This is a genomic window from Streptomyces sp. R35, from assembly GCF_041053035.1.
In the GTDB taxonomy this organism is placed as follows: Bacteria; Actinomycetota; Actinomycetes; order Streptomycetales; family Streptomycetaceae; genus Streptomyces; species Streptomyces lutosisoli.
Map to the genome: position 1 here is coordinate 3,578,838 of NZ_CP163440.1, position 17,671 is coordinate 3,596,508.

The window sequence follows — 17,671 nt, forward strand, 5'->3', positions numbered from 1 at the left end:
TCGGCATCCCCGCGTCTTTGTCGGTCTGTTCCTATCCTCGCGTCCCGAACGCGTCCCGAACGAGCCCGGGATGGACGAGCTGAAGGGGCTGTGGGCCGATCCCGCCGGCTCGGGAAGGGGTCTCGAACCCGCCCGCAGCGGATTGGCCTTCCAACATGGCAGTTGCCGCCGGCGCTGGCCAGGACATCTACGCGCAAGCTACCGGTGACGGACTGCACCACGCGAGCTGAGCGGCCCTGAGCGATGCGGGGTTGGCGGGAGCGGCCGGCCTGGACCGAGAACTGGCCCAGCAGATGGTCGAGCGCGCCCGTGTGCCAAGTGCACCTCCCACGGGCGCCATGCCTATGCCGAGCGGGTCAGGGCGACTCGAACCCTTCGATAGGCCCTCGTGATTGAGCGGCCTCGTATCCCGTCCGAGTGCTCGCGAAGGAGAACCGTGGAATCGGAACGCCGGGTGAGTTCTCGCAGCTTGGTGCGGCTGCTGTGCTCGACGAGGATCGGCACATAGTTAGGGATACGAGCGTTGCTGAGCGGCCGGTAGGAGTCCTGCACCACATCCCGCACGATTGCAGCCGCCAGCAGGTGGGCATAGGAGGCCGTCAGTCGGTCCGTCAGCTCCTGAATAGCGTCAGGTACCGCGGCTTCGGCCGTGTTCGCGCCCATGGGGCGCTCCTCACTGTCGCAGATGGCCGACCGCTGCATCCGATCAGGATCCGGGTACTCGGTGGCGGCCTGTCCACTTCGCATACTCGCACGGATCGCGTCCGTGGAACGGCTCACCACTATCTGTTGTTGAGCTCGACATGTCGGTGCGGTCGACCTGCGGGCTGGGCGGCCGAGAGGGTTCGCGGTACCAGGAGTCCCGGTTACCTCGTTGACAACCGGGTGTCGCTGCCGACTCCGGCGCGGGATTTACGCGACTGATCGGCGCAGTCCGGGGAACCCAGCAGGTAGCGGCGCAGCCACCGGGATCACGTGTGGTTCGTCGTCCACCGGCAGGGGTAGACAGATGCTTGCATTCATGGCCGCCGCACTCTTCGTCATCGCCTTCATCATCCGTGTCACCGAGACGTCGACCCAGGTGATCTTCAGCCCGACGAGCCTCATGCTTGTCGGGCTTGCTTTCCTCGCTGTGCACTCAGCCGGCGTGGGGTCTGGCTGGTCCTCCCGGGGTAGCGGACGTCGGCGCTGAGGAAGCGATGCGCGCCATCCTCGTGCTGGCGGATCCGAATGGGGTGCGGCCGGGTATTGCCCAGCAGGGCTGAGCTGTGCCCGGATCAGGCGATCACCGCCTGCAGTCGGTGGCTGTCCCTATGCCGTGGAGGAGCGATGGGGCGGAGTCCTTGTCCCCGCCCGCCTCGCGACTAGAGCACGCGGTCTTCGCTGGTCGCCGGCGTGTCCTTGTCCGGTAGGTGCACGTCGTTGACCGCGATGTTCACCTCGACGACTTCCAGGCCCGTCATCCGTTCCACCGCAGCGATCACGTTCTCGCGGACCTCTGCGGCGACCTCGCGGATACTGACCCCGTATTCGACGACGACCTGGAGGTCGATGGCGGTCTGCTTCTCGCCGACCTCGACCTTGACGCCGCGCCCCGCGCTCGCGTGCCCGCCCGGGACCCGGTCGCGCACGGCTCCCATGGTGCGAGTGAATCCGCCGCCCAGTGCGTTGATTCCGGGGACTTCCCGTGCGGCGATCCCGGCGATCTTCTCCACCACCCCGTCCGCGATGGTCGTCCGGCCGCGGGTCTCTGGCGGTTCCTGAGGCCCGGTCCGTGCGGCCTGAAGCATCGTGCCCACGCCGATGCTCGGCTCATCGGGATCGGACTTCTGCAGGGTTGAACCGTTCGGCTCCGTCATGCGAAGCCACCTCCTCAGGCAGTCGACGGACTGCCATGCCTGAGCGGCTGTCAGCCGCCGCCTTCGTGCCGCTCTCCCAAGTACCGTGCATGGCGCCGGATATGCACGCGCCACTGGCCTTTGGCGCCGTCCACATCCTGGGACTGGGCGGCTTTGGGCCGTCTGCCGCACCGGGTTGAGGACTATGCTGCTGTACGGACGTCCCAGACCCCGGCGGCTTTGTCGTTGCTCGATACAGATGGGTGCGGGGAGCGGGCTCTTCGTCCGTCACCCGGCGCATCCCTGGAGGGAACTGGGTGGGTCCTCTGTCCTGTCGCACAGGCTGTTGGGCCGGCCGTTGCTCCGCCTCCGTCGAACGTACGCCCCTGACGGGAGCGCGCCAAGGGGGCCGGGAATCCCGGTCGTCACCGCGTGCACTGTCGGATGGTCTTCTGAACTGAGGCGTCATGCCCCTCCCACAGCTCACCATCTACCGTCATGATCGACTGAACCGGGCGCTGATCACCCTGGCCGGTGAGGTCGACCTGGAATCGGCGCCGCTGGTGCGCGCGGCACTGGCGCGGTGCTTGAGCGACGGCATCCGCATCGTCGATGTCGACCTCACCCCCATGACGTTCTGCGACTGCAGCGGCCTCAATGCCTTCCTTTACGCTTCACAGCGGACCACGGAGACGGGCGGAATCCTACGACTGCACAACCCGCCACCTGCACTGGGCCTGATCCTCGACCTCACCGGCTCCGGGTTCCTGCTCCTCGGCCCTCCGGTCGGGCATCTGTCACCTCCTCCCGGGGATGTCCCAGCCCCGACGGCCCAAGCCCCGCCGCACCGGACTGTTCCGCTTGCCTCTGTCCTCTCGGGCGATGTGCGATGACGGCCCGGTCAGGACGAAGGCAGCCGCACGAGCCCGATGCCGGTGAGCCGTCCGACGTGGACGCGCTGCGGTTGCGTCGGGTGAACCGCTGGCAGGCGCAGGGCCTGGCCGGGGGGCTCGCGGATCTGTACGTGGACTCCCGCGACATGTCTGCCCGTGACGAATACCGCAGCCGCCAGGACTTTCTGAACCGTCTCACCAGCGACATCCGGCGGCCGGGGTTCGCCATGGAGATCGCGGAGACGGACGGCCTGGTGGGATGCGCCTTTGGCTTCCCGGTGCGCAGCGACGGCTTCTGGTGGCTCGGGTTCGATGGCGCGTTACCACCCAGCATTGAGCAACTCACCGAGTCTGGCAGCGTCTTCGAGATCACCGACATCCTGGTCAGCCCGCACCCGCAAGGCCAGGACCATGACGTGGCGTGCCGGTTGCAGGAGCAGCTGCTGACCGACCACCAGGCGTCGCTCGGCGCCACCTTGGTGAATCAGGACGATCACCCGACCCTCGCTTCGCTCCGCTCCTGGGGATGGCTGGACATCGGAGAGGTTTGGCGGCCGGCGGGCCCCACCATGTTCCGTGCTCTGGTATTCCCCCTCGGGGAACGGACCGCGGCGAGGCTGGAGGGTCTTGCGCACGATGCCTGGACGCGGTGGCCCGGGTGAGGCCCAACGGCCGGTCGGCCCGTGTCCGGGTGCTGGCCGCCGAGCAGGCGGTCCGACGCGGTGGCCGGGTCGGCGTGCTGGACGTGTGCACCGCGGCCGTGGCCGCGCTCCCGGTCGGCGGGGCCGGGCTGTCCGCGATGTCCAAGGCCGCGGCGAGCCATCCGCTGTGCAGCACCGACGACATCAGCGGGCAGTTGGAGGAGCTGCAGCTCACCCTGGGCGAGGGGCCCTGCGTGGACGCCTTCCTGCACGGCTCGGCCGTCCTGACACCCGATCTGCTGACCGGTGAACTCCAGGACCACTGGGCCGTGTTCGCCGATGCGGCCCTGGAAGCCGGGGCACGCGCCGTCTTCGCGCTCCCCCTGCAGATAGGGGCGATCAGCCTGGGGGTCCTGGATCTCTACGCCAACGTGCCGACCGTGCTGGACGCCGGGGAACTGGCCGACGCGCTGGCGTTCGCCGACCTCGCGACGCTGCTCCTGCTCGATACAAAGGTCGACGAAACGGGCCCGCCGGCCGGCGGACCGCTGCCGGAGGGCGGCTTCGAGGACCTGGGCGCCTACCGGGCGGAGATCGACCAGGCCACCGGCATCCTCACCGTCCAACTCGGTGTCGGCATCGAAGAAGCCTTCGTCCGGCTCCGCGCCCACGCCTACACGCAGGGACGCCGGCTCGCCGACGTGGCCGCCGACGTGGTGGCCCACCGGCTCCGCTTCTCCCCGGACACCGACCCCACACGGACCGACGAGGAAACCTGACGCACCGGCGCCGACCGACGAACTGGCTGCACTTCCCTCCCCCTCCCGGCGGGAATAGTCTCAATCGAGGGTGACACGATGAATCAGCAGCTCCTGGCCAAGACCTTCGTCGAGCTGGCGGACAACCTGGTCGCCGACTTCGACCTGATCGACTTCCTGCGCCTGCTCACCGACCGCTGCGTCGGCATGCTCGGCGCCGACGCGGCCGGAGTACTGCTCGCGGACCGGGACGGCGAACTCCGTGTGATGGCCGCCTCCGACGAACGGGTGCGGCTGCTGGAACTCTTCCAGCTCCAAAGTGATGAAGGCCCCTGCCTGGAGTGCTGCCGCACCGGCACACCCGTGACCGTCGCCGACCTGACCCGGGAGATCGGCCGCTGGCCGCGCTTCGCCACGGCGGCCCACCGCAGCGGGTTCGGGGCGGTCCAGGCGCTGCCCATGCGTCTGCGGGACGAGGTCGTCGGCGCCCTGAACCTCTTCCGCGCCGCCCCCGGCCCCTTCGACCCGGCGGGCACACTCATCGCCCAGGCCCTGGCCGACGTCGCCACCATCAGTCTCCTGCAACAACGCTCCACCCACCGCAGCACAGTCCTCAACGAGCAACTGCAGACGGCGCTGAACAGCCGGGTACTGATCGAACAAGCCAAGGGGAAACTCGCCGAACGTCAGAGCGTCGACATGGAACAGGCCTTCACCACCCTGCGTAGTTACGCCCGTGCGCACAACCGGCGCCTGTCCGATGTGGCCCGCGCCTTCATCGACGACTCCGAACCCCTCCCCGGACTAGTGGCCTGACGCCGTCGGCGGAGCGGCGAACGGACGCAGTTGCCCCGGCAGGAGGAACCGACGCTCGCTCCCCTACCGTCAGCACACGAGCCGCCCTCCGGCGCGCTTGAGGACGGGGAGCAGTGCCTGTGGGCTTTGGAACGGGGCCGAAGAAGGGCATGTCGAGGGTGCCATTGCGGCACCGGGAGGGGAAGCAGGGCCATCTCACCAGCTTCGGAAGGCCGGCCGCGCTGTCGCTCGACGCGCTCAGGTCGGTGGCATACGGCCGGAAGCCGGCGTGCTGATGCTGGCCGGTACCGACCGCCGCGGCCTCATCGGCGAGACCGCCCGCAAGGGAGCGGCGGCGGATACAGGCCGGGCTGGGGCGGGCGGGTCAGTGGGCCGGACGCTGGCGGCGCAGTACGGACCTCACCGCGAGGTAGAGCACGTCGGCGATGAGGAGCAGTACGCCGGCGGAGAGCAGGTACAGCATGCCTTCGGTGGTCGCGCCGACGATGACCAGCACGATCGCGGCGATCAGCAGGAGGTAGAAGAGGGTCATGGTGTGATGCCTCGGTTCGCGGGTGCGCGTGCTGGAGGCGCGGCAGGATGGTCGCGACGGCCGCGTGCTGCACGCGTCCTCGGCATCGAGGGTCGCGCGAGGCAAGGACGGCTACCAGTAGTGCCGCCGTCCGCCGACCTTGTGTCCGACGGATCCCAGGATCCACAGGATGATGCCGATGACTACCAGGATGATCCCGATAGTCCACAGGATGGCGAAGCCGGCCACATAGCCGATGACCAGCAGGATGATTCCGAGGATGATCATGATGTTCTTCGATCTTGCGGAGTGATGCATGGCCCCTGTTTCCAGGGTAGATCCGCCTTTCGGTGGTGGCTTCCCGAACAGTGCAGTCCTCCTCTGTGACTATCCGGGGTTAGCAATCTCGGTCTGGGATCTGCCCTCGGCCCGCTCGTGGGCCAGGTGACGGCACGTGGTGTGGCGCCCGGCTCGTATTCTCACCGTAGATCGCGTCCAGCAGGGTGAGGCTCGGATTTCTCGCACTCTGCCCCGCTCAGGACAGTACGGGCCGCAGGGGACCGCCCGGCCGTCACACAGGAGTAACCCTTTCGTGCAGTTATGGCCGCTCCGCAGGCAGGCTCGTGCGCCCGCCGCCCGCCGCCCGCTCACGCAGGCCGCGGGCGAGGACGACGTCGATGCCCGGAACCCCGCCGGCCTTGGCCCGGGCCCCCGCGCACCGACACGCGCTTCGACATGGCCCTGGTCGGGTTGACGGGGGTCAGTGTTTGAAGGCGTCCTTGATCTTTGCCCCGGCCTGCTTGATGTTGCCCTTGACTTGGTCTCCGCGGCCTTCGGCCTGCAGGCGCCAGCTGCCGGTGGCGCGGCCGGTTGTCTTCTTGGCACCGCCCTTCATCGCTTCGGCTTTGTGCGCGATCTTCTTCGCGATACTCATGAGCGGCCGCCCTGGGTGAGTTCTCTGCTGGGTTTCGACGGGAGGGGCATCCGCGGCGCTGAGCCGGTCAGCGTTCTGCACGGTGCCCGAACAAGTGCAGTTTGCTCCGATGACCGCCATCCGGGACGGGAGTGCGATCACCTGGGGATGAGCCGTTCCCCCGCGCATTCGTGTTGTCCGCGCGGGCGGGCTCGCGTTGGTCGACCAGGTCCTCGCGGCCCTTCCCGGCAGAGGCCGTATCGCGGCGCGACTGCTTCAGTCCGCGGCGCGAGCCGCCATGGCGAGAAGGGCGGCCCCGTACACCGGTCAAGAGCAGGACCAGCCCGAGCAGGGCCGCCGCTCCGACGACGATCCCGTACAGGAACAGCGTTCCGGTAGAGCCGGTCACCTCGTGGCTGAATACCGAGAACCCGCCAGTGAGTTCATGCCCGCTGCCGCTGTTGGTGAGAACACCAGCCACGCCGACGACCACCGCGGCGATCAAGATGATGAGTCCGAGGATGACGATCATGACGCGCTCCAGGGATCTACCTGCTCCTACAGTAGAACCACACCGTCCACAAAGCCACGGCGACAAGGACGGCAGGCTCGCCGGGACCGGTGGCCCACTCGCTGGAGACCATCGACCGACTGAGATGCCGCTCGGCCGTGACCCGTGCCAACTTCCACGCATCCAGGTGTGGGTCTGCGCAGCGCCCGTGAGCGGTCTGATCTGGCCGGTGACCAGCTACCGGCGGGAGCCGTACCAAAAGCGAACGAGGGGTCACATGTGCCCGTAGTACTTGCCGAGCTGCTCAAAGTAGCGGGGGTCGCCCGTGTGCTTGTCCCTGTCGAACTCGGGTGCGTTCTTGATCTCGTCCTTGGTGCGGTCGACGTAGACCTTCTTCTCGGCAGTGTCGACGCGCGTGATGATCCCGGCCGGGAGAAGCACGTGCTTGCCGAAGATCCAAGCACCGGTGTCGACGACAAGGTGGGCGGCGCCGACATCGTCAGAGTGCTTGTCGATCTTGCCGATGCCGCCATCGGTCGCCTCGACCTTGAAACCGATCAGATCGGTTCCCATCTGATGTCCCGACGCTGGGTGGTAGCCCCAAATGCTTTCACTCACAACAGAATCCCTTCCTTCGCATGACACGAAGAGAAGACTGCACCGATCGGTGAATCCATTTCTGCAACCGGGTGCGGGGAGGCTGAGAGAGCACAGATGGTCTCCAGCCCCGGCCGGGGCTGGAGACCATCTGCGATTGAGTGGCCGTGCCTCATCCAGGGGGCTACTGGTACCGTCCGCCGCCAGGAGTGCCCTTCGACCTGCTCTCACCAGGCTTGCCCTGCTGCTTGATCTGCTCCTGCAGGCCCCGGGCCTGCTCCTGAAGCTTCTGACGCTCCTGCAGGTCGGTCGTACGCTCCGCGGCTTCGGTCAGCTTCTGGGCCTTCTCGCGCATCTGCTGTGCTCGGTTGCCGGATTCGCCTGCGGCGCTCATAGTCACTCCTTGGACTGTCGGGAAGAGCGGGCCCCATCAGCCAATCAGTGCCCGATCACCCTCGCATCCTGAACCGTCACCGTGCGCTATCACCGCAGGCCCGCCGCTCCGCGGCACGGTCTTGGAAGGGTCGCATGACGACCGACTTCTGTTCCCATGCGCCCGGGATGGACAAACCGACGAAGACGCCGGGCCGGCTGAGGGCAGCTCACGCGATGATCACCTCCGCGGATTCATCATCCGTCGCCCCGGAAGCGGTCAGTACGATCGCAGCCCCGGCGGCCGGGCGCACCTGGTCATGGACAGTCCCTTGGGAGAACACCGGACCACCGAGCGCGCGAAGAAAGCCCACCGGGAGAGCGCGAAGCGGGTAACTCTGCATCCCGGGAGCGAGAATCCGGTCGTGATGCGCCTCACCGAGGCGCCCGCAGTGACCTGCCGGACGGCTGTGAAGGCCGGGCTGGTGGTCAGGTACTGAGCAGGCGGTCGAAGAAGGACCGGTATTGGCGCAGGGCCAGGCGCAGGTCCTCGGTGGCGACCTCCTCGCCGCGGTGCCATTGCCCTTCGAGTCCCTGTTTGTGGTCGGCGAATGTCGTGGCGAGCAGTTGCATGACCTCGGCGACGAGCCCGTCTGCTGCAATGACCGACTTCTGTGGGTCATCGACGAATCCCTGCTGGATCTCCTGCCACCTGGTACGGAGGCCCTCTGTCTCCTGGGGCCCGAGAAGCGGGGCAGATTCGGGCTCCTTCGTGGACGTGTCGCGTTCGCCGGCTACGGCGTCCGGCTCGCCTCCGGCCTCGTCCGTGATTCTGCTCCTCGGTGCTGCCTGGTCGGCATCTGAGGCTGCCGTCAGGTCATCGTCCGGGGGTTGCTGTGACGTATCCGTCCGGGGCCGGGCGATGTCCTCAGTGGACAGACTTTCTGCGACCGGATCGGCATGCTCGTCGTTCCCGAATAGTCCTTCTCTCGGCATGTCCCTTCACCTCCGTGGGTGGTTGTAGCCGCTCCCGGCTGCTGGGCGCTCACCGGCGTTCGGCATCCGAGGGAGGGGTGCCGTCGTGCAGCAGCTCCTCGAACAGGGCCCGGTAGTGGACCATCGCGCTCCGCAGTTCTTCCGTCGAGGTGTCCCTGCCGCCGGCGCGCCCTTTGATCTCATGGGCGATGCGGTAGTGCTCCAGCGTCTGCGAGTGTTCGACTGAGAGGTCTCGCTTCTGTTGCTCGTAATTCTCGGTCGGGTAGCCGCGCTCGCTCATGAGTGTGGTCACGAGTCGGTCCGCCTCACCCACGGCCCGGTCGGGACTGTCGACGAAGTGCTCCTGCACACTGGTCCAATCCCGGGCGTACCGGTCCCGGACCGTCGAGGGCAGCGGCCTGATCTCCAGCGCCTCATGCCGCTCCTCGCGCGCGCGCAGATCGCGGCCGGCCGCTCCACGGCTGTGCTTCGCCTCGACCGTGCGCTCGTACTCCGGCCCGAAACGCTCCCGCAGGTGCCGACGTCGGATCATGGTCCGCAGGAGCAGCGCGACCACGGCCAGGACGACCACGGCAGCCACGATGATGACGATTGTCGACATCGCATCCTCCACTCATCGACAGCCACGCCGACAGCCAGATTGGGGGACGAACGAGGACCACCGTCCACGGATGCCGTCCCTGGCGTGCCACATTCCAGGATTTCACAAATTGCCCACAATTGTTCTATTGGGTGAGTGGTGGGGTGAAGGCCGCCGCCTCGCGCAACACCTTCGGTGCTCACCGCTCGCCAGTTCCTGACCACCGACCCGGCGCTCCGGCCGCACTCACAGGGCACGCGCCTTGCCACGGACCTCGGTGAGGCTTCGCCACTGGATGCCTCTTCTCCCCGCCGTGGGTACGCTGAGAGTGGGTGTTCTTCATGGAATCACTGACGCGGCTGCCTCTGATCGCACGGCTGAGGGATACCCACGTGTGGCGGGCGTTCGAGCGGCTGGATGCGGTCCACTGGGCCCGGCTCGCCGCCGCCATCACCTTCACCAGTTTCGTCGCCCTCTTTCCCCTGATCACCGTAGGCGCGGCGATCGGCGCGGCGCTGCTGAGTGAGAACCAGCTCGGGAAGCTCCAGGACAAGATCGCCGCCCAGGCGCCGGGCCTCTCCGACCTGCTGGACCTGAACCGCCTGGTCGCGCACGCCGGAAGCGTCGGGCTCATCGCGGGCGCCCTGCTGCTCGTGATCGGCATCAACTGGGTCGGCGCCCTGCGCGGGTGCCTGCGCGCGGTGTGGGAGAAGGAGCAGGACCCGGGAAACCCGCTCCTGCTCAGGCTCAAGGACACCGGTGTGCTGGTCGGTCTCGGCGTGGTCGGGCTGGTCGCCATGGGCAGTTCTGTCTTCGCGAACAGTGCGTTCGGCCGGGCCGCCGACAAGGTCGGGATCGACGGCGGGGCGGGACGGGCGCTGCTGTTCCTCGCTGGCCTGGCCATCGCGCTGCTTGTCGACTTCCTGCTGCTGGTCTACCTGCTCACCCGGCTGCCGCGGGTGCATCCCGGCCGGCACTCGGTCGTGGTCGCAGGCTTGATCGGCGCGGTCGGCTTCGAACTGCTCAAGCTGCTGCTGACCGGCTATCTGCAGGGCGTCGCGGGGAAGAGCATGTACGGCGCCTTCGCTGTGCCGGTCGCCGTCGTGCTGTGGATCAACTTCATGGCCAGGCTGCTGCTGTACTGCGCCGCTTGGACGGCGACGGCGGAGCAGTCCAGCGAGACAGCCAAGGGTGAGGGCCCGGATCCCGGGGCCAGCCCCGCAGTCGGCGACGCCTCACAGGAGGCGGCAGCCAGCGACGGCGGCGGCGCACCAGCAGCACCGCGCCGCACGGCGACTCCATCGCGCGGCCCGTAGTGCAGAGCGCGGTCAAGGACGCCCGACTCCGTACTTGTCTTGCCGGTCCGGCAGGCCGACAAGTGGCGCGTTTCCACCGCCATCACGAGAACGGCGAGCGTCACCGGGCCGGGGGCGTTCCCTTCCGCTGCTGCGGCCACTGTCGTGCGGACAGCGCGGGCGACGTCGAGGCACCGGACCCGGCGACAGGCGCAGGGGCCCGAAACCGCGACGTGGGACGCTCCAGACTCGGCGGCTGCCATTGGGGTCGGCTGCTTCGGCACGCCCCCGGCTCAGATGCAGGTCGACCTCGGCGGTCACCAGCCCGGGGCGCTCGTCGGCCGCTGCGGGCTGCGTCTGCCGCAGACGGATCTGCTGGAGGATGGCCCCGGCGGGACTTCCGGAACCAGCCAGATCCGGCCGCTCACGCCTCCCGTTCGGCAGGCCGGGCCCCGCGCCTGCCCTGCAGCTGGGGCATCGCCGATGAAACAGACCTAATGTGGAAGTTCGGACGGCAGGTTCCTCTCTCAAGAAGGGACGACCGGCTATGACCGATACCGGACAGCAGAACCGGCCCGAGAACTCCGGCGCTGAGTTCACGGGGGACACCTCCAGGAAGAACGTCGGCGCGAAGCGCGGTGGCGAGCTCGGCGCCCGGGGCCGGACGACCATCGCCGATGGTGTGGTCGAGAAGATCGCCGGGATGGCGGCCCGTGATGTGGTCGGTGTCCATGCGTTGGGCAGCGGAATATCCCGGGCCTTCGGTGCCGCGCGGGAACGCGTGCCCGGCACCACCAAGTCCGTCTCGCGCGGAGTCAAGGTCGAAGTCGGCGAGACACAGACAGCCATCGATCTGGAGATCGTTGTCGACTACGGCGTCTCCATCAGGGATGTGGCGGGCGCCGTACGGGAGAGTGTGATCTCCGCCGTCGAATGGATGACGGGCCTGGAAGTCGTCGAAGTCAACGTCGCGGTCAGCGACGTGAAGCTTCCCGATGAAGAGGACGAAGAGGAAGAGCCGCCACGGCTGCGGTAGCCGACCGGCGGTACAAGAAGGAGGGCACGATGAGCATGGCCGCGGTGGGCTTGGTTGCCGGGATGGCGCTCGCCTTCGCCGGGTACTTCGGCGGCTTCGGGGCCTTTCTCCTGGTGGCGGCGCTGGGCGCCGTCGGATTCGTCGCCGGGCGGTTCCTGGACGGCGACCTCAAGCTCGGTGACTTCTCCCGAAGCCGCGAGCGCGTCGACCGGCGACGGTGATCAGTGCCCCCGACCGAGGCCGCCGCCGAGGCGGTGCCGGCAGGCGCTGCGGTGCGACCAGCGTCGCCGATCGGGTTGTCGCGAACATAGCCTCCCAGGCGGCTCGCGAGGCACTGCTCGGATTCAGCGAGTCCGCCCATCTCGTCCCTCCCGGCCGTTCGAAGCCGCACGCGACGGTACCTGTGCGGCCCGCACCTGAACGCGAATGAGCTTCGCGGGACGCCGCCGCGCGGAGAACCGTGCTCGGCCAGGCGCGGGTGCACATGGCGGTGGAGCTGGGCTACTCGTCCGACATCGGCGCGCAATGCGGTACGACCCGCCGCCCAGTCGCCGAGAAAGTCAGCGGCTTGGCAGGCATGGACGTGCAGCAGGTCGCGCTGTCCGTCGAACGGCTGTATTCGGCGCACACGCGCGGCATAGGTAACGGTTGTGCCGGTGACCGGCGTTGAGCAGGCCGCGCACATCTCGTTGTTCTTCTTCGCCTGCTTCGGCATGCCGAAGATGGTGTCCGTCTCGTCCACAAGCAGGGTGGGCAGCTCGTCGGTGATCGATCGGAAGATCGCAGCCGGGGTGGTGTGATCGTCAGCATCGTCTTGTGGACGGTCTCAGTCAGCACGTCCAGCAGCCGCACGACCGTCCGGTGAATGGCGAACATTTGGGTCACGCCGTCAAGCGACGGCCGCGGCAGAGTCGTTCCGGTACTCGATCCACGCGTGGAAGACGCCCGGTGCAATCTATGGTCCGAAGACGCTGCTGGTCCCCGGGTCAGGCCATCGGACGCTGATAGTAGGAGCTCACACGCCGGTGATAGTCCGGGTCGCCCAGATGCTTTTCCTGCTCGAACTCCGGCGCGTCCTTGATCTCTTCCTTCGTCCGGGACACGTAGACCTTCTGCTCGGGAACGTCCACGCGCTTGATGGTGCCGGCCGGTAGCAGTACCTGCTTGCCGAAGATCCATCCACCGGTGTCCACCACGACATAGGCCGAGCCGGCTTCGTCGGAATGCTTGTCGATCTTCCCGATGGTGCCGTCAGTGGCTTCCACCTTGAAACCGATCAGGTTGATTCCCGCGTTGTGACCGGCGGTCGGGTCGTAACCCCAGATGTCACTCATGAAATAGTCCTCCTCGAAATCTCCAAGAAAACATGGCAGGGCTTCTGTCCGCCGAACTGCCGTCGACTGGGTCCCCCCATCGGAGGTCGCCAAACATTCGGGCCGGATTGCTGCAGATCGGCAGATGACCGAGGGAGATACGAGCACGGAGACGGTTTGCCGTCACATGAGTTGGGCTACTCGACAGTGCGCCCCATGGCCGGCCTGGACAAAGGCACCGGAGGGTTGAGCCCACAGCCCCCGGTGCCGCCCCGTGATCGCGCGAGCCGTCACTGGCGGTCTGTCGAATGCAGGCGCCGCAGCGCCCTGCGTAACTCTCGCTGTATCTGTTCCGGGAGTGGCTCGTCCTTCGTCGTGGTGACCAGGGCCGCAGCCACGTCCCGGAGCTTGACGTTGCAGTGCTGCGACACGTCCACCAGCAGGTCCCATGCCCTCTTGCTGGAACACGGTGCCAGGGCCATCACCATGCCGCGGGCCTGGTCGATCACCGCACGGCTTGCAAGCGCCTGCTCCAACTGCTCGTTCTTGGCGCGCAGTTCGACGACCTCGGCCAGCAAAGCCGCATCCCTCACCGAAGCCACAGCCGTCAACAGAGGCGGTTCTTCACGGGGCGTGGTCAGCTGGTGCATGGTGTGTACCTCACAAGGCAGTCCTCGCAACGCAGTCGTCGTGTCCATGGGCGGTCAGCGGCGCGCCAGTTGCCTCTCGCCAGCTGCGCCGGGCTGGTAGGGCAGGCCGTAGTGCTTGAAGATCGCGTCCTCCTGCCCGGCGGGCAGCACGTCGTCGGTGCCGATCGAAGGAGCTTGCTTCACCAGCGTTCTGACATAACCGACCCTGATGTAGCCCGGTCCGGCGATCGCGTCCTCCAGGGGGACGAAGACCAGCCGGTGCCGCGTGGGCAGTCCGGTCCGTACCGTGGCCATCGCCGGCTCGTCCGTGGTGGTGTCCACATAGACCGCTTCGAGGACACCGATCTTGTGGCCCTCGGTATCGACGACGTCACGGTTGCGCCACTCGCGGACATCGGCTGCGTGAATCATGATCTTCCCCTTCCGGACGGCTCGTCCGCCGGTGGTGAGTCGCACCCTCGGTCTTCCGCGTAGAGCCGCCGCAGCGCACGCCGCAGCCCCCGCTGCATCAGCCGCGAGAGCGGCTCACCCTCCCAGGTGGCGACCAGAGCCGCTGCCACGTCCGGAAGTTTGGTGTTGCACTGCCGCGAGATGTCCACCAGCAGGTTCCTTGCCGGCTCACGGCGGCAGGGGGCCAGGACCATCACCATGCCGCAGGCCTGATCGACGACCGCACGGCCGGCCAGCGCGCGCCGCAGCTGATCGATCTCGGCGCGCAGCGCCACGACATCCTGACCCTCCGGATCCGGACCCGCCGGGTCCTCTGCCGAGGCCTCGGCCCGCAGATTCCACCAGTCCTTCGAAAGCATGGCTGTGCGATGCATGGCTTCTGCCTCTCCACGATTTCCGCACGTCCGGCGCGGCTGAAGCCGAACCGGAACCTCTCGATACCAGGCCGGTTCACCGGTCACCCGCGGTGTTCGCGGTCCCGACGGTCCTCGCGCCTCCAGCGCGCCCGATACTGACGGCTGTAGCGACGGTCCCAGCGGTCCTGACGGTCCCGGCGGTTCTCGTAGTCCCGGTAGTCCCCGACATCGGAACCGTCACCACGGATCCAGCCTCCCCCACGATCACGGCCGTAGCGGGTGGCACCGAAGACCAACACGGCTGCGGCCACCCACCAGAGGGGATGGAGAAAACCGAGGCCGAACAGAACGACGATCAGGATGAGAAGCAGAACGAACACGGCGGGCCTCCCCGGAACAGAAGCAAGACATCACTGCCGGGGGCCGGGGCCTGTGTGAACAGCCTAGTCCTGCCCAGAGGTTACGGACAGCAACCCACGTCAGCGTCCTACGCCGAGACCAGATGGCCACTTGGCATCTGTTCAGGGAGTGCGGCGAGGGCTAGCGTGCGCGGTGCGGCCCGAGCCCCCGGCAGCGTCGATCACCTCTCGCGCTCCTTCGGGGGGCGCACCTCGCGCATCAGTGCCGGAACCCGTCCCGCCACCAACGGGCCGCTCCCGCACTCGTGGTCGCTACGCGATCCTGACGCAGCATCGATGCGCCCCAAGCGGGCACCGCCCATCTGCTGCCCGCCGCGTCGCACACATTTCACGACAGGCGACACACATGTACGTGCTGATCGTTCCCGCTTCGACCCCGTTCGTCCTCCTCGCCACCGTGATGGCCCTGTCCTGGTGGGAGGACCGCGTCCTGCCGGCGCCGCCGGCCGAGCCGGTCGACGCTCCCGCCGAGGATCCGTTTGCCCCAGCGGCCTCTGCCCAACTCGCAGAACTCCCCCGTGTCGACACTGCGTTGACAAGGGAAGTTTCCAGGCGTTGACTGACAGCACGGCGTAGGGCTATGCCACTCCGGATTGTTCGGGCAGCATTCCACCTTCCCCGCTTCGCCCGGACCCCGCGGAACTCAGGAACTTCCCGCGATCTGGAGGCCCGGCAATGATCCTATGGATTCTTCTCTTTCTGCTGATCCTGGTGGTGTTCGGGTTCGGCTTCACCCTGCAGGCCCTTTGGTGGGTCGCCGCCGTACTCCTGGTCGTCTGGATCGCCGGCTTCGCCATGCGCGGGCGCGGCGGTGGCAGGCGTGGCGGTGGCGGCCGCCGATACGGCCGCAGTCGCGGGTAGTCCACACCAGCCGCTCTCCCGCCCGCAGAAATAGCGGCCTGTACGGCGATCACGCGCGGGAGCCCATCCAGCGAATGAGCAGAGGACAACCATGAGCGTCGGACAGACGATCAAGCACAAGACCCAGGCATTCAAGGGCCGGGTCACCGAACGCATCGGCCGGACCACTCGCAATCGGCGACTACAGCGTGAAGGCAGGACCGACCAGATCTCCGGAAACCTGAAGCAGGCCGGCGACAAGACCAAGGACGCCTTCAGGCACTGACCACAAACGCCCCGGGTGGTGCCCACGTCGCGTGGACACCACCCGGCCGGCCAACGCGGAGTCAGCCGACAGGAATTGATGGAGACGGTAATGAAGCCGAACAACCTACGAGCCGAGAGCCAGAGAAGGCCGCCATGCTCACCATCGTGATCATCGCCGTGATCGTCATCGCGGCGGTCACCGTCCTCATCGTCGGACGTGGACGCATCCGCGACGGCGGCGGGCGCGGGCTGAAGCACCGCTTCGGACCCGAGTACGACCGTACTGTCGCCGACCACAACGGCGACACCAAGGCTGCCGAGCAGGAACTCGGCGAGCGCGTCAAGCAACACGGCTCCCTCGTGGAGCAGCCGTTGTCGCCCGAGGACCGCGCGCAATACAGGGCTCAGTGGGCCGACATTCAGGAGCAGTTCGTCGACTCGCCGCAGAAGGCCGTCACCGCGGCCGACGCACTCCTTGCAGGCCTGGCGAGGGACCGCGGCTTCCCCGACAGCGAGCAGTTCGAGGAGCAGATCGCCGCCCTCTCCGTCCACCACGCCGCCCATGTCCACGGCTACCGCAGCGTGCACGCAGCGGCACACGGCCAGAGCGGCACCGAGGAAATGCGGGAGGCCATGATCGAGGCCCGAAGCCTCTTCGAGACGTTGGTCACCGAACAAGCCGGCGACTTCGACCGGCACCGTCCGCCGTCCCCCGACGACAACCAGGGCCATGCGCCGTGGCCACTGACCCGACGCCACGCGAAGGGAAGTAGCACGTGATGTCGCACAACGCCGAACACGCACGGCAACCCCAGCCCGGGACCCCGGGACCCGCGATGCAGCGCGCCCCACAGGAACCCCGCACCGAACCCGGTCGCGCACTGCGTGAGCCAGGCGCCAGCGCCGCCAGCCCCGATCACAAGCCCGGCCCGGATCTGATCCCGCAGGGCGACCGGGACAAGCTCACCCTGCGCCTCCAACAGGCCCTGAACGACTTCGTCGACAGCCCACGCCAGGCCGTGGAAGAGGCCGACACCGTTTTCGACGAGGTCGCCACCCAGTTCAGCAACAGCCTCACAGAACGGCGCCGCGTCCTGCGCGCAAGCTGGCAGGACCAGGACACCGATGCGCAGACCGAGGAACTACGGCTTGCGTTCCGGCAGTACCGGGAGATCACCGAACGGCTGCTGCACATGGCAGCACCCGCCAGCCAGTAACACCGCCCTCCCCGCAGGAAGCACAGCCGCCACAGGAAACCGGTGTCTGGACCACACCGGTCGGACTGCGGCGGCTGTGTTCTGGAATCAGGGGGATCCGAACGGTCGCCCGCATCGCCGTCACGGTCGGCAACGAGGTTCGGCACGACGGGCATCACTCGTGGCGCGTGGCGCCCACCTGGTTCGCTCCGGTTGGCGGTCCCAGGGCAACTCGGGCCTCGGACCGTGCCGCCTGGAGCAGCAGCGTGGTGATGTACATGGTGCGCTGCGCCGTATCGAGCGTGGGGAAGCGGGCGGTGAACAACGACAGTCTGCCCATCCCCCGTTGTGGTTCTCTCGGGTGGTTCGCGTCCTCGGGTGAGGCGGCCGTCGGGAGGCGTCCGATCACGGTGGGGAATCGGC

Annotated in this window: 28 protein-coding genes and 2 pseudogenes; 13 read left to right on the plus strand and 17 right to left on the minus strand. The window is 67.6% G+C overall.

What is annotated here, in order from left to right; all coding sequences use genetic code 11:
- Nucleotides 1–342: 342 nt before the first annotated feature.
- On the minus strand, nt 343–663 hold the full coding sequence (locus AB5J50_RS16410; protein WP_369258743.1) for a three-helix bundle dimerization domain-containing protein: 321 nt from the start codon (nt 661–663) through the stop codon (nt 343–345).
- 346 nt (nt 664–1,009) lie between these two features.
- On the opposite strand from AB5J50_RS16410, the gene AB5J50_RS16415 reads away from it, so the two are divergent.
- Complete coding sequence (locus tag AB5J50_RS16415; RefSeq protein WP_369258745.1) at nt 1,010–1,192, plus strand: hypothetical protein; 183 nt, start codon at nt 1,010–1,012, stop codon at nt 1,190–1,192.
- 172 nt (nt 1,193–1,364) lie between these two features.
- Here AB5J50_RS16415 and AB5J50_RS16420 read toward each other — a convergent pair whose 3' ends face one another.
- Nucleotides 1,365–1,790, minus strand: a complete 426-nt coding sequence (locus tag AB5J50_RS16420) for an Asp23/Gls24 family envelope stress response protein (protein ID WP_369265416.1) — start codon at nt 1,788–1,790, stop codon at nt 1,365–1,367.
- 515 nt (nt 1,791–2,305) lie between these two features.
- Between AB5J50_RS16420 and AB5J50_RS16425 the strand changes: the two genes are divergently transcribed.
- The 4 genes from AB5J50_RS16425 to AB5J50_RS16440 all read left to right on the plus strand — a co-directional run bounded on the left by AB5J50_RS16425 (nt 2,306) and on the right by AB5J50_RS16440 (nt 4,946).
- Nucleotides 2,306–2,731 (plus strand): STAS domain-containing protein, encoded by a 426-nt coding sequence (locus tag AB5J50_RS16425; protein WP_369258747.1) that lies wholly within the window; start codon nt 2,306–2,308, stop codon nt 2,729–2,731.
- 56 nt (nt 2,732–2,787) lie between these two features.
- On the plus strand, nt 2,788–3,393 hold the full coding sequence (locus tag AB5J50_RS16430) for a hypothetical protein (protein ID WP_369258749.1): 606 nt from the start codon (nt 2,788–2,790) through the stop codon (nt 3,391–3,393).
- Complete coding sequence (locus tag AB5J50_RS16435) at nt 3,390–4,151, plus strand: GAF and ANTAR domain-containing protein (RefSeq protein ID WP_369258751.1); 762 nt, start codon at nt 3,390–3,392, stop codon at nt 4,149–4,151. The genes AB5J50_RS16430 and AB5J50_RS16435 overlap by 4 nt, the downstream gene beginning before the upstream one ends.
- Before the next feature lie 78 nt (nt 4,152–4,229).
- Nucleotides 4,230–4,946 carry an ANTAR domain-containing protein gene (locus AB5J50_RS16440; protein ID WP_369258753.1) on the plus strand — a complete coding sequence of 239 codons (717 nt, stop codon included), beginning with the start codon at nt 4,230–4,232 and terminating at the stop codon, nt 4,944–4,946.
- 364 nt (nt 4,947–5,310) lie between these two features.
- Here AB5J50_RS16440 and AB5J50_RS16445 read toward each other — a convergent pair whose 3' ends face one another.
- The 8 genes from AB5J50_RS16445 to AB5J50_RS16480 form a co-directional block, all read right to left on the minus strand.
- Nucleotides 5,311–5,478 (minus strand): hypothetical protein, encoded by a 168-nt coding sequence (locus tag AB5J50_RS16445; RefSeq protein ID WP_369258755.1) that lies wholly within the window; start codon nt 5,476–5,478, stop codon nt 5,311–5,313.
- Between the two features lie 111 nt (nt 5,479–5,589).
- Entirely contained in the window at nt 5,590–5,745 is a 156-nt protein-coding gene (locus AB5J50_RS16450; protein WP_369265417.1) for a DUF6131 family protein, read from the minus strand.
- A 472-nt stretch (nt 5,746–6,217) separates the two neighbouring features.
- A complete protein-coding gene (locus tag AB5J50_RS16455) occupies nt 6,218–6,391 on the minus strand; it encodes a CsbD family protein (protein WP_369258757.1) in 174 nt (57 codons plus the stop codon).
- 67 nt (nt 6,392–6,458) lie between these two features.
- Nucleotides 6,459–6,902 (minus strand): hypothetical protein, encoded by a 444-nt coding sequence (locus tag AB5J50_RS16460; protein ID WP_369258759.1) that lies wholly within the window; start codon nt 6,900–6,902, stop codon nt 6,459–6,461.
- Nucleotides 6,903–7,154: 252 nt separating this feature from the next.
- Nucleotides 7,155–7,499, minus strand: coding sequence for a PRC-barrel domain-containing protein (locus AB5J50_RS16465; protein WP_369258761.1), 345 nt, complete (start codon nt 7,497–7,499; stop codon nt 7,155–7,157).
- Nucleotides 7,500–7,662: 163 nt separating this feature from the next.
- On the minus strand, nt 7,663–7,872 hold the full coding sequence (locus tag AB5J50_RS16470; RefSeq protein WP_369258763.1) for a DUF6381 family protein: 210 nt from the start codon (nt 7,870–7,872) through the stop codon (nt 7,663–7,665).
- Between the two features lie 467 nt (nt 7,873–8,339).
- Nucleotides 8,340–8,846, minus strand: coding sequence for a hypothetical protein (locus AB5J50_RS16475; protein ID WP_369258765.1), 507 nt, complete (start codon nt 8,844–8,846; stop codon nt 8,340–8,342).
- A 49-nt stretch (nt 8,847–8,895) separates the two neighbouring features.
- Nucleotides 8,896–9,447 carry a hypothetical protein gene (locus tag AB5J50_RS16480; RefSeq protein ID WP_369258767.1) on the minus strand — a complete coding sequence of 184 codons (552 nt, stop codon included), beginning with the start codon at nt 9,445–9,447 and terminating at the stop codon, nt 8,896–8,898.
- Nucleotides 9,448–9,767: 320 nt separating this feature from the next.
- On the opposite strand from AB5J50_RS16480, the gene AB5J50_RS16485 reads away from it, so the two are divergent.
- From AB5J50_RS16485 to AB5J50_RS16500, 4 genes and pseudogenes are all read left to right on the plus strand, one after another.
- On the plus strand, nt 9,768–10,742 hold the full coding sequence (locus AB5J50_RS16485; RefSeq protein ID WP_369258769.1) for a YihY/virulence factor BrkB family protein: 975 nt from the start codon (nt 9,768–9,770) through the stop codon (nt 10,740–10,742).
- A 526-nt stretch (nt 10,743–11,268) separates the two neighbouring features.
- On the plus strand, nt 11,269–11,757 hold the full coding sequence (locus AB5J50_RS16490) for an Asp23/Gls24 family envelope stress response protein (RefSeq protein WP_369258771.1): 489 nt from the start codon (nt 11,269–11,271) through the stop codon (nt 11,755–11,757).
- Nucleotides 11,758–11,786: 29 nt separating this feature from the next.
- Nucleotides 11,787–11,978 carry a hypothetical protein gene (locus tag AB5J50_RS16495; RefSeq protein ID WP_369258773.1) on the plus strand — a complete coding sequence of 64 codons (192 nt, stop codon included), beginning with the start codon at nt 11,787–11,789 and terminating at the stop codon, nt 11,976–11,978.
- Nucleotides 11,978–12,427, plus strand: a pseudogene (locus AB5J50_RS16500) (Asp23/Gls24 family envelope stress response protein). The gene AB5J50_RS16495 and the pseudogene AB5J50_RS16500 overlap by 1 nt, the downstream one beginning before the upstream one ends.
- Here the strand turns inward: AB5J50_RS16500 and AB5J50_RS16505 are convergent.
- From AB5J50_RS16505 to AB5J50_RS16530, 6 genes and pseudogenes are all read right to left on the minus strand, one after another.
- Nucleotides 12,390–12,606 (minus strand): annotated as a pseudogene (locus AB5J50_RS16505) (hypothetical protein); the annotation flags it as partial. The pseudogenes AB5J50_RS16500 and AB5J50_RS16505 sit on opposite strands and share 38 nt — an antisense overlap.
- A gap of 137 nt (nt 12,607–12,743) precedes the next feature.
- The gene (locus AB5J50_RS16510) at nt 12,744–13,091 is read right to left on the minus strand and encodes a PRC-barrel domain-containing protein (protein WP_369258775.1); all 348 of its coding nucleotides are present in this window, start codon (nt 13,089–13,091) and stop codon (nt 12,744–12,746) included.
- Between the two features lie 269 nt (nt 13,092–13,360).
- Entirely contained in the window at nt 13,361–13,720 is a 360-nt protein-coding gene (locus tag AB5J50_RS16515) for an ANTAR domain-containing protein (RefSeq protein ID WP_369258777.1), read from the minus strand.
- A 54-nt stretch (nt 13,721–13,774) separates the two neighbouring features.
- Nucleotides 13,775–14,131 (minus strand): PRC-barrel domain-containing protein, encoded by a 357-nt coding sequence (locus AB5J50_RS16520; RefSeq protein WP_369258779.1) that lies wholly within the window; start codon nt 14,129–14,131, stop codon nt 13,775–13,777.
- The gene (locus tag AB5J50_RS16525; RefSeq protein WP_369258781.1) at nt 14,128–14,544 is read right to left on the minus strand and encodes an ANTAR domain-containing protein; all 417 of its coding nucleotides are present in this window, start codon (nt 14,542–14,544) and stop codon (nt 14,128–14,130) included. Before AB5J50_RS16525 ends, AB5J50_RS16520 begins: the two co-directional genes overlap by 4 nt.
- Before the next feature lie 83 nt (nt 14,545–14,627).
- Nucleotides 14,628–14,906, minus strand: a complete 279-nt coding sequence (locus AB5J50_RS16530; RefSeq protein WP_369258783.1) for a hypothetical protein — start codon at nt 14,904–14,906, stop codon at nt 14,628–14,630.
- Between the two features lie 714 nt (nt 14,907–15,620).
- Between AB5J50_RS16530 and AB5J50_RS16535 the strand changes: the two genes are divergently transcribed.
- The 4 genes from AB5J50_RS16535 (at nt 15,621) to AB5J50_RS16550 (ending at nt 17,269) form a co-directional block, all read left to right on the plus strand.
- Nucleotides 15,621–15,806 (plus strand): hydrophobic protein, encoded by a 186-nt coding sequence (locus AB5J50_RS16535; protein ID WP_369258785.1) that lies wholly within the window; start codon nt 15,621–15,623, stop codon nt 15,804–15,806.
- A gap of 91 nt (nt 15,807–15,897) precedes the next feature.
- Complete coding sequence (locus AB5J50_RS16540) at nt 15,898–16,071, plus strand: CsbD family protein (RefSeq protein WP_369258787.1); 174 nt, start codon at nt 15,898–15,900, stop codon at nt 16,069–16,071.
- A gap of 134 nt (nt 16,072–16,205) precedes the next feature.
- A complete protein-coding gene (locus AB5J50_RS16545) occupies nt 16,206–16,832 on the plus strand; it encodes a hypothetical protein (protein ID WP_369258789.1) in 627 nt (208 codons plus the stop codon).
- Nucleotides 16,833–16,888: 56 nt separating this feature from the next.
- On the plus strand, nt 16,889–17,269 hold the full coding sequence (locus AB5J50_RS16550) for a hypothetical protein (RefSeq protein ID WP_369258792.1): 381 nt from the start codon (nt 16,889–16,891) through the stop codon (nt 17,267–17,269).
- A gap of 154 nt (nt 17,270–17,423) precedes the next feature.
- On the opposite strand, the gene AB5J50_RS16555 is transcribed toward AB5J50_RS16550, so the two are convergent.
- The gene (locus AB5J50_RS16555) at nt 17,424–17,588 is read right to left on the minus strand and encodes a hypothetical protein (RefSeq protein WP_369258794.1); all 165 of its coding nucleotides are present in this window, start codon (nt 17,586–17,588) and stop codon (nt 17,424–17,426) included.
- Nucleotides 17,589–17,671: the final 83 nt, after the last annotated feature.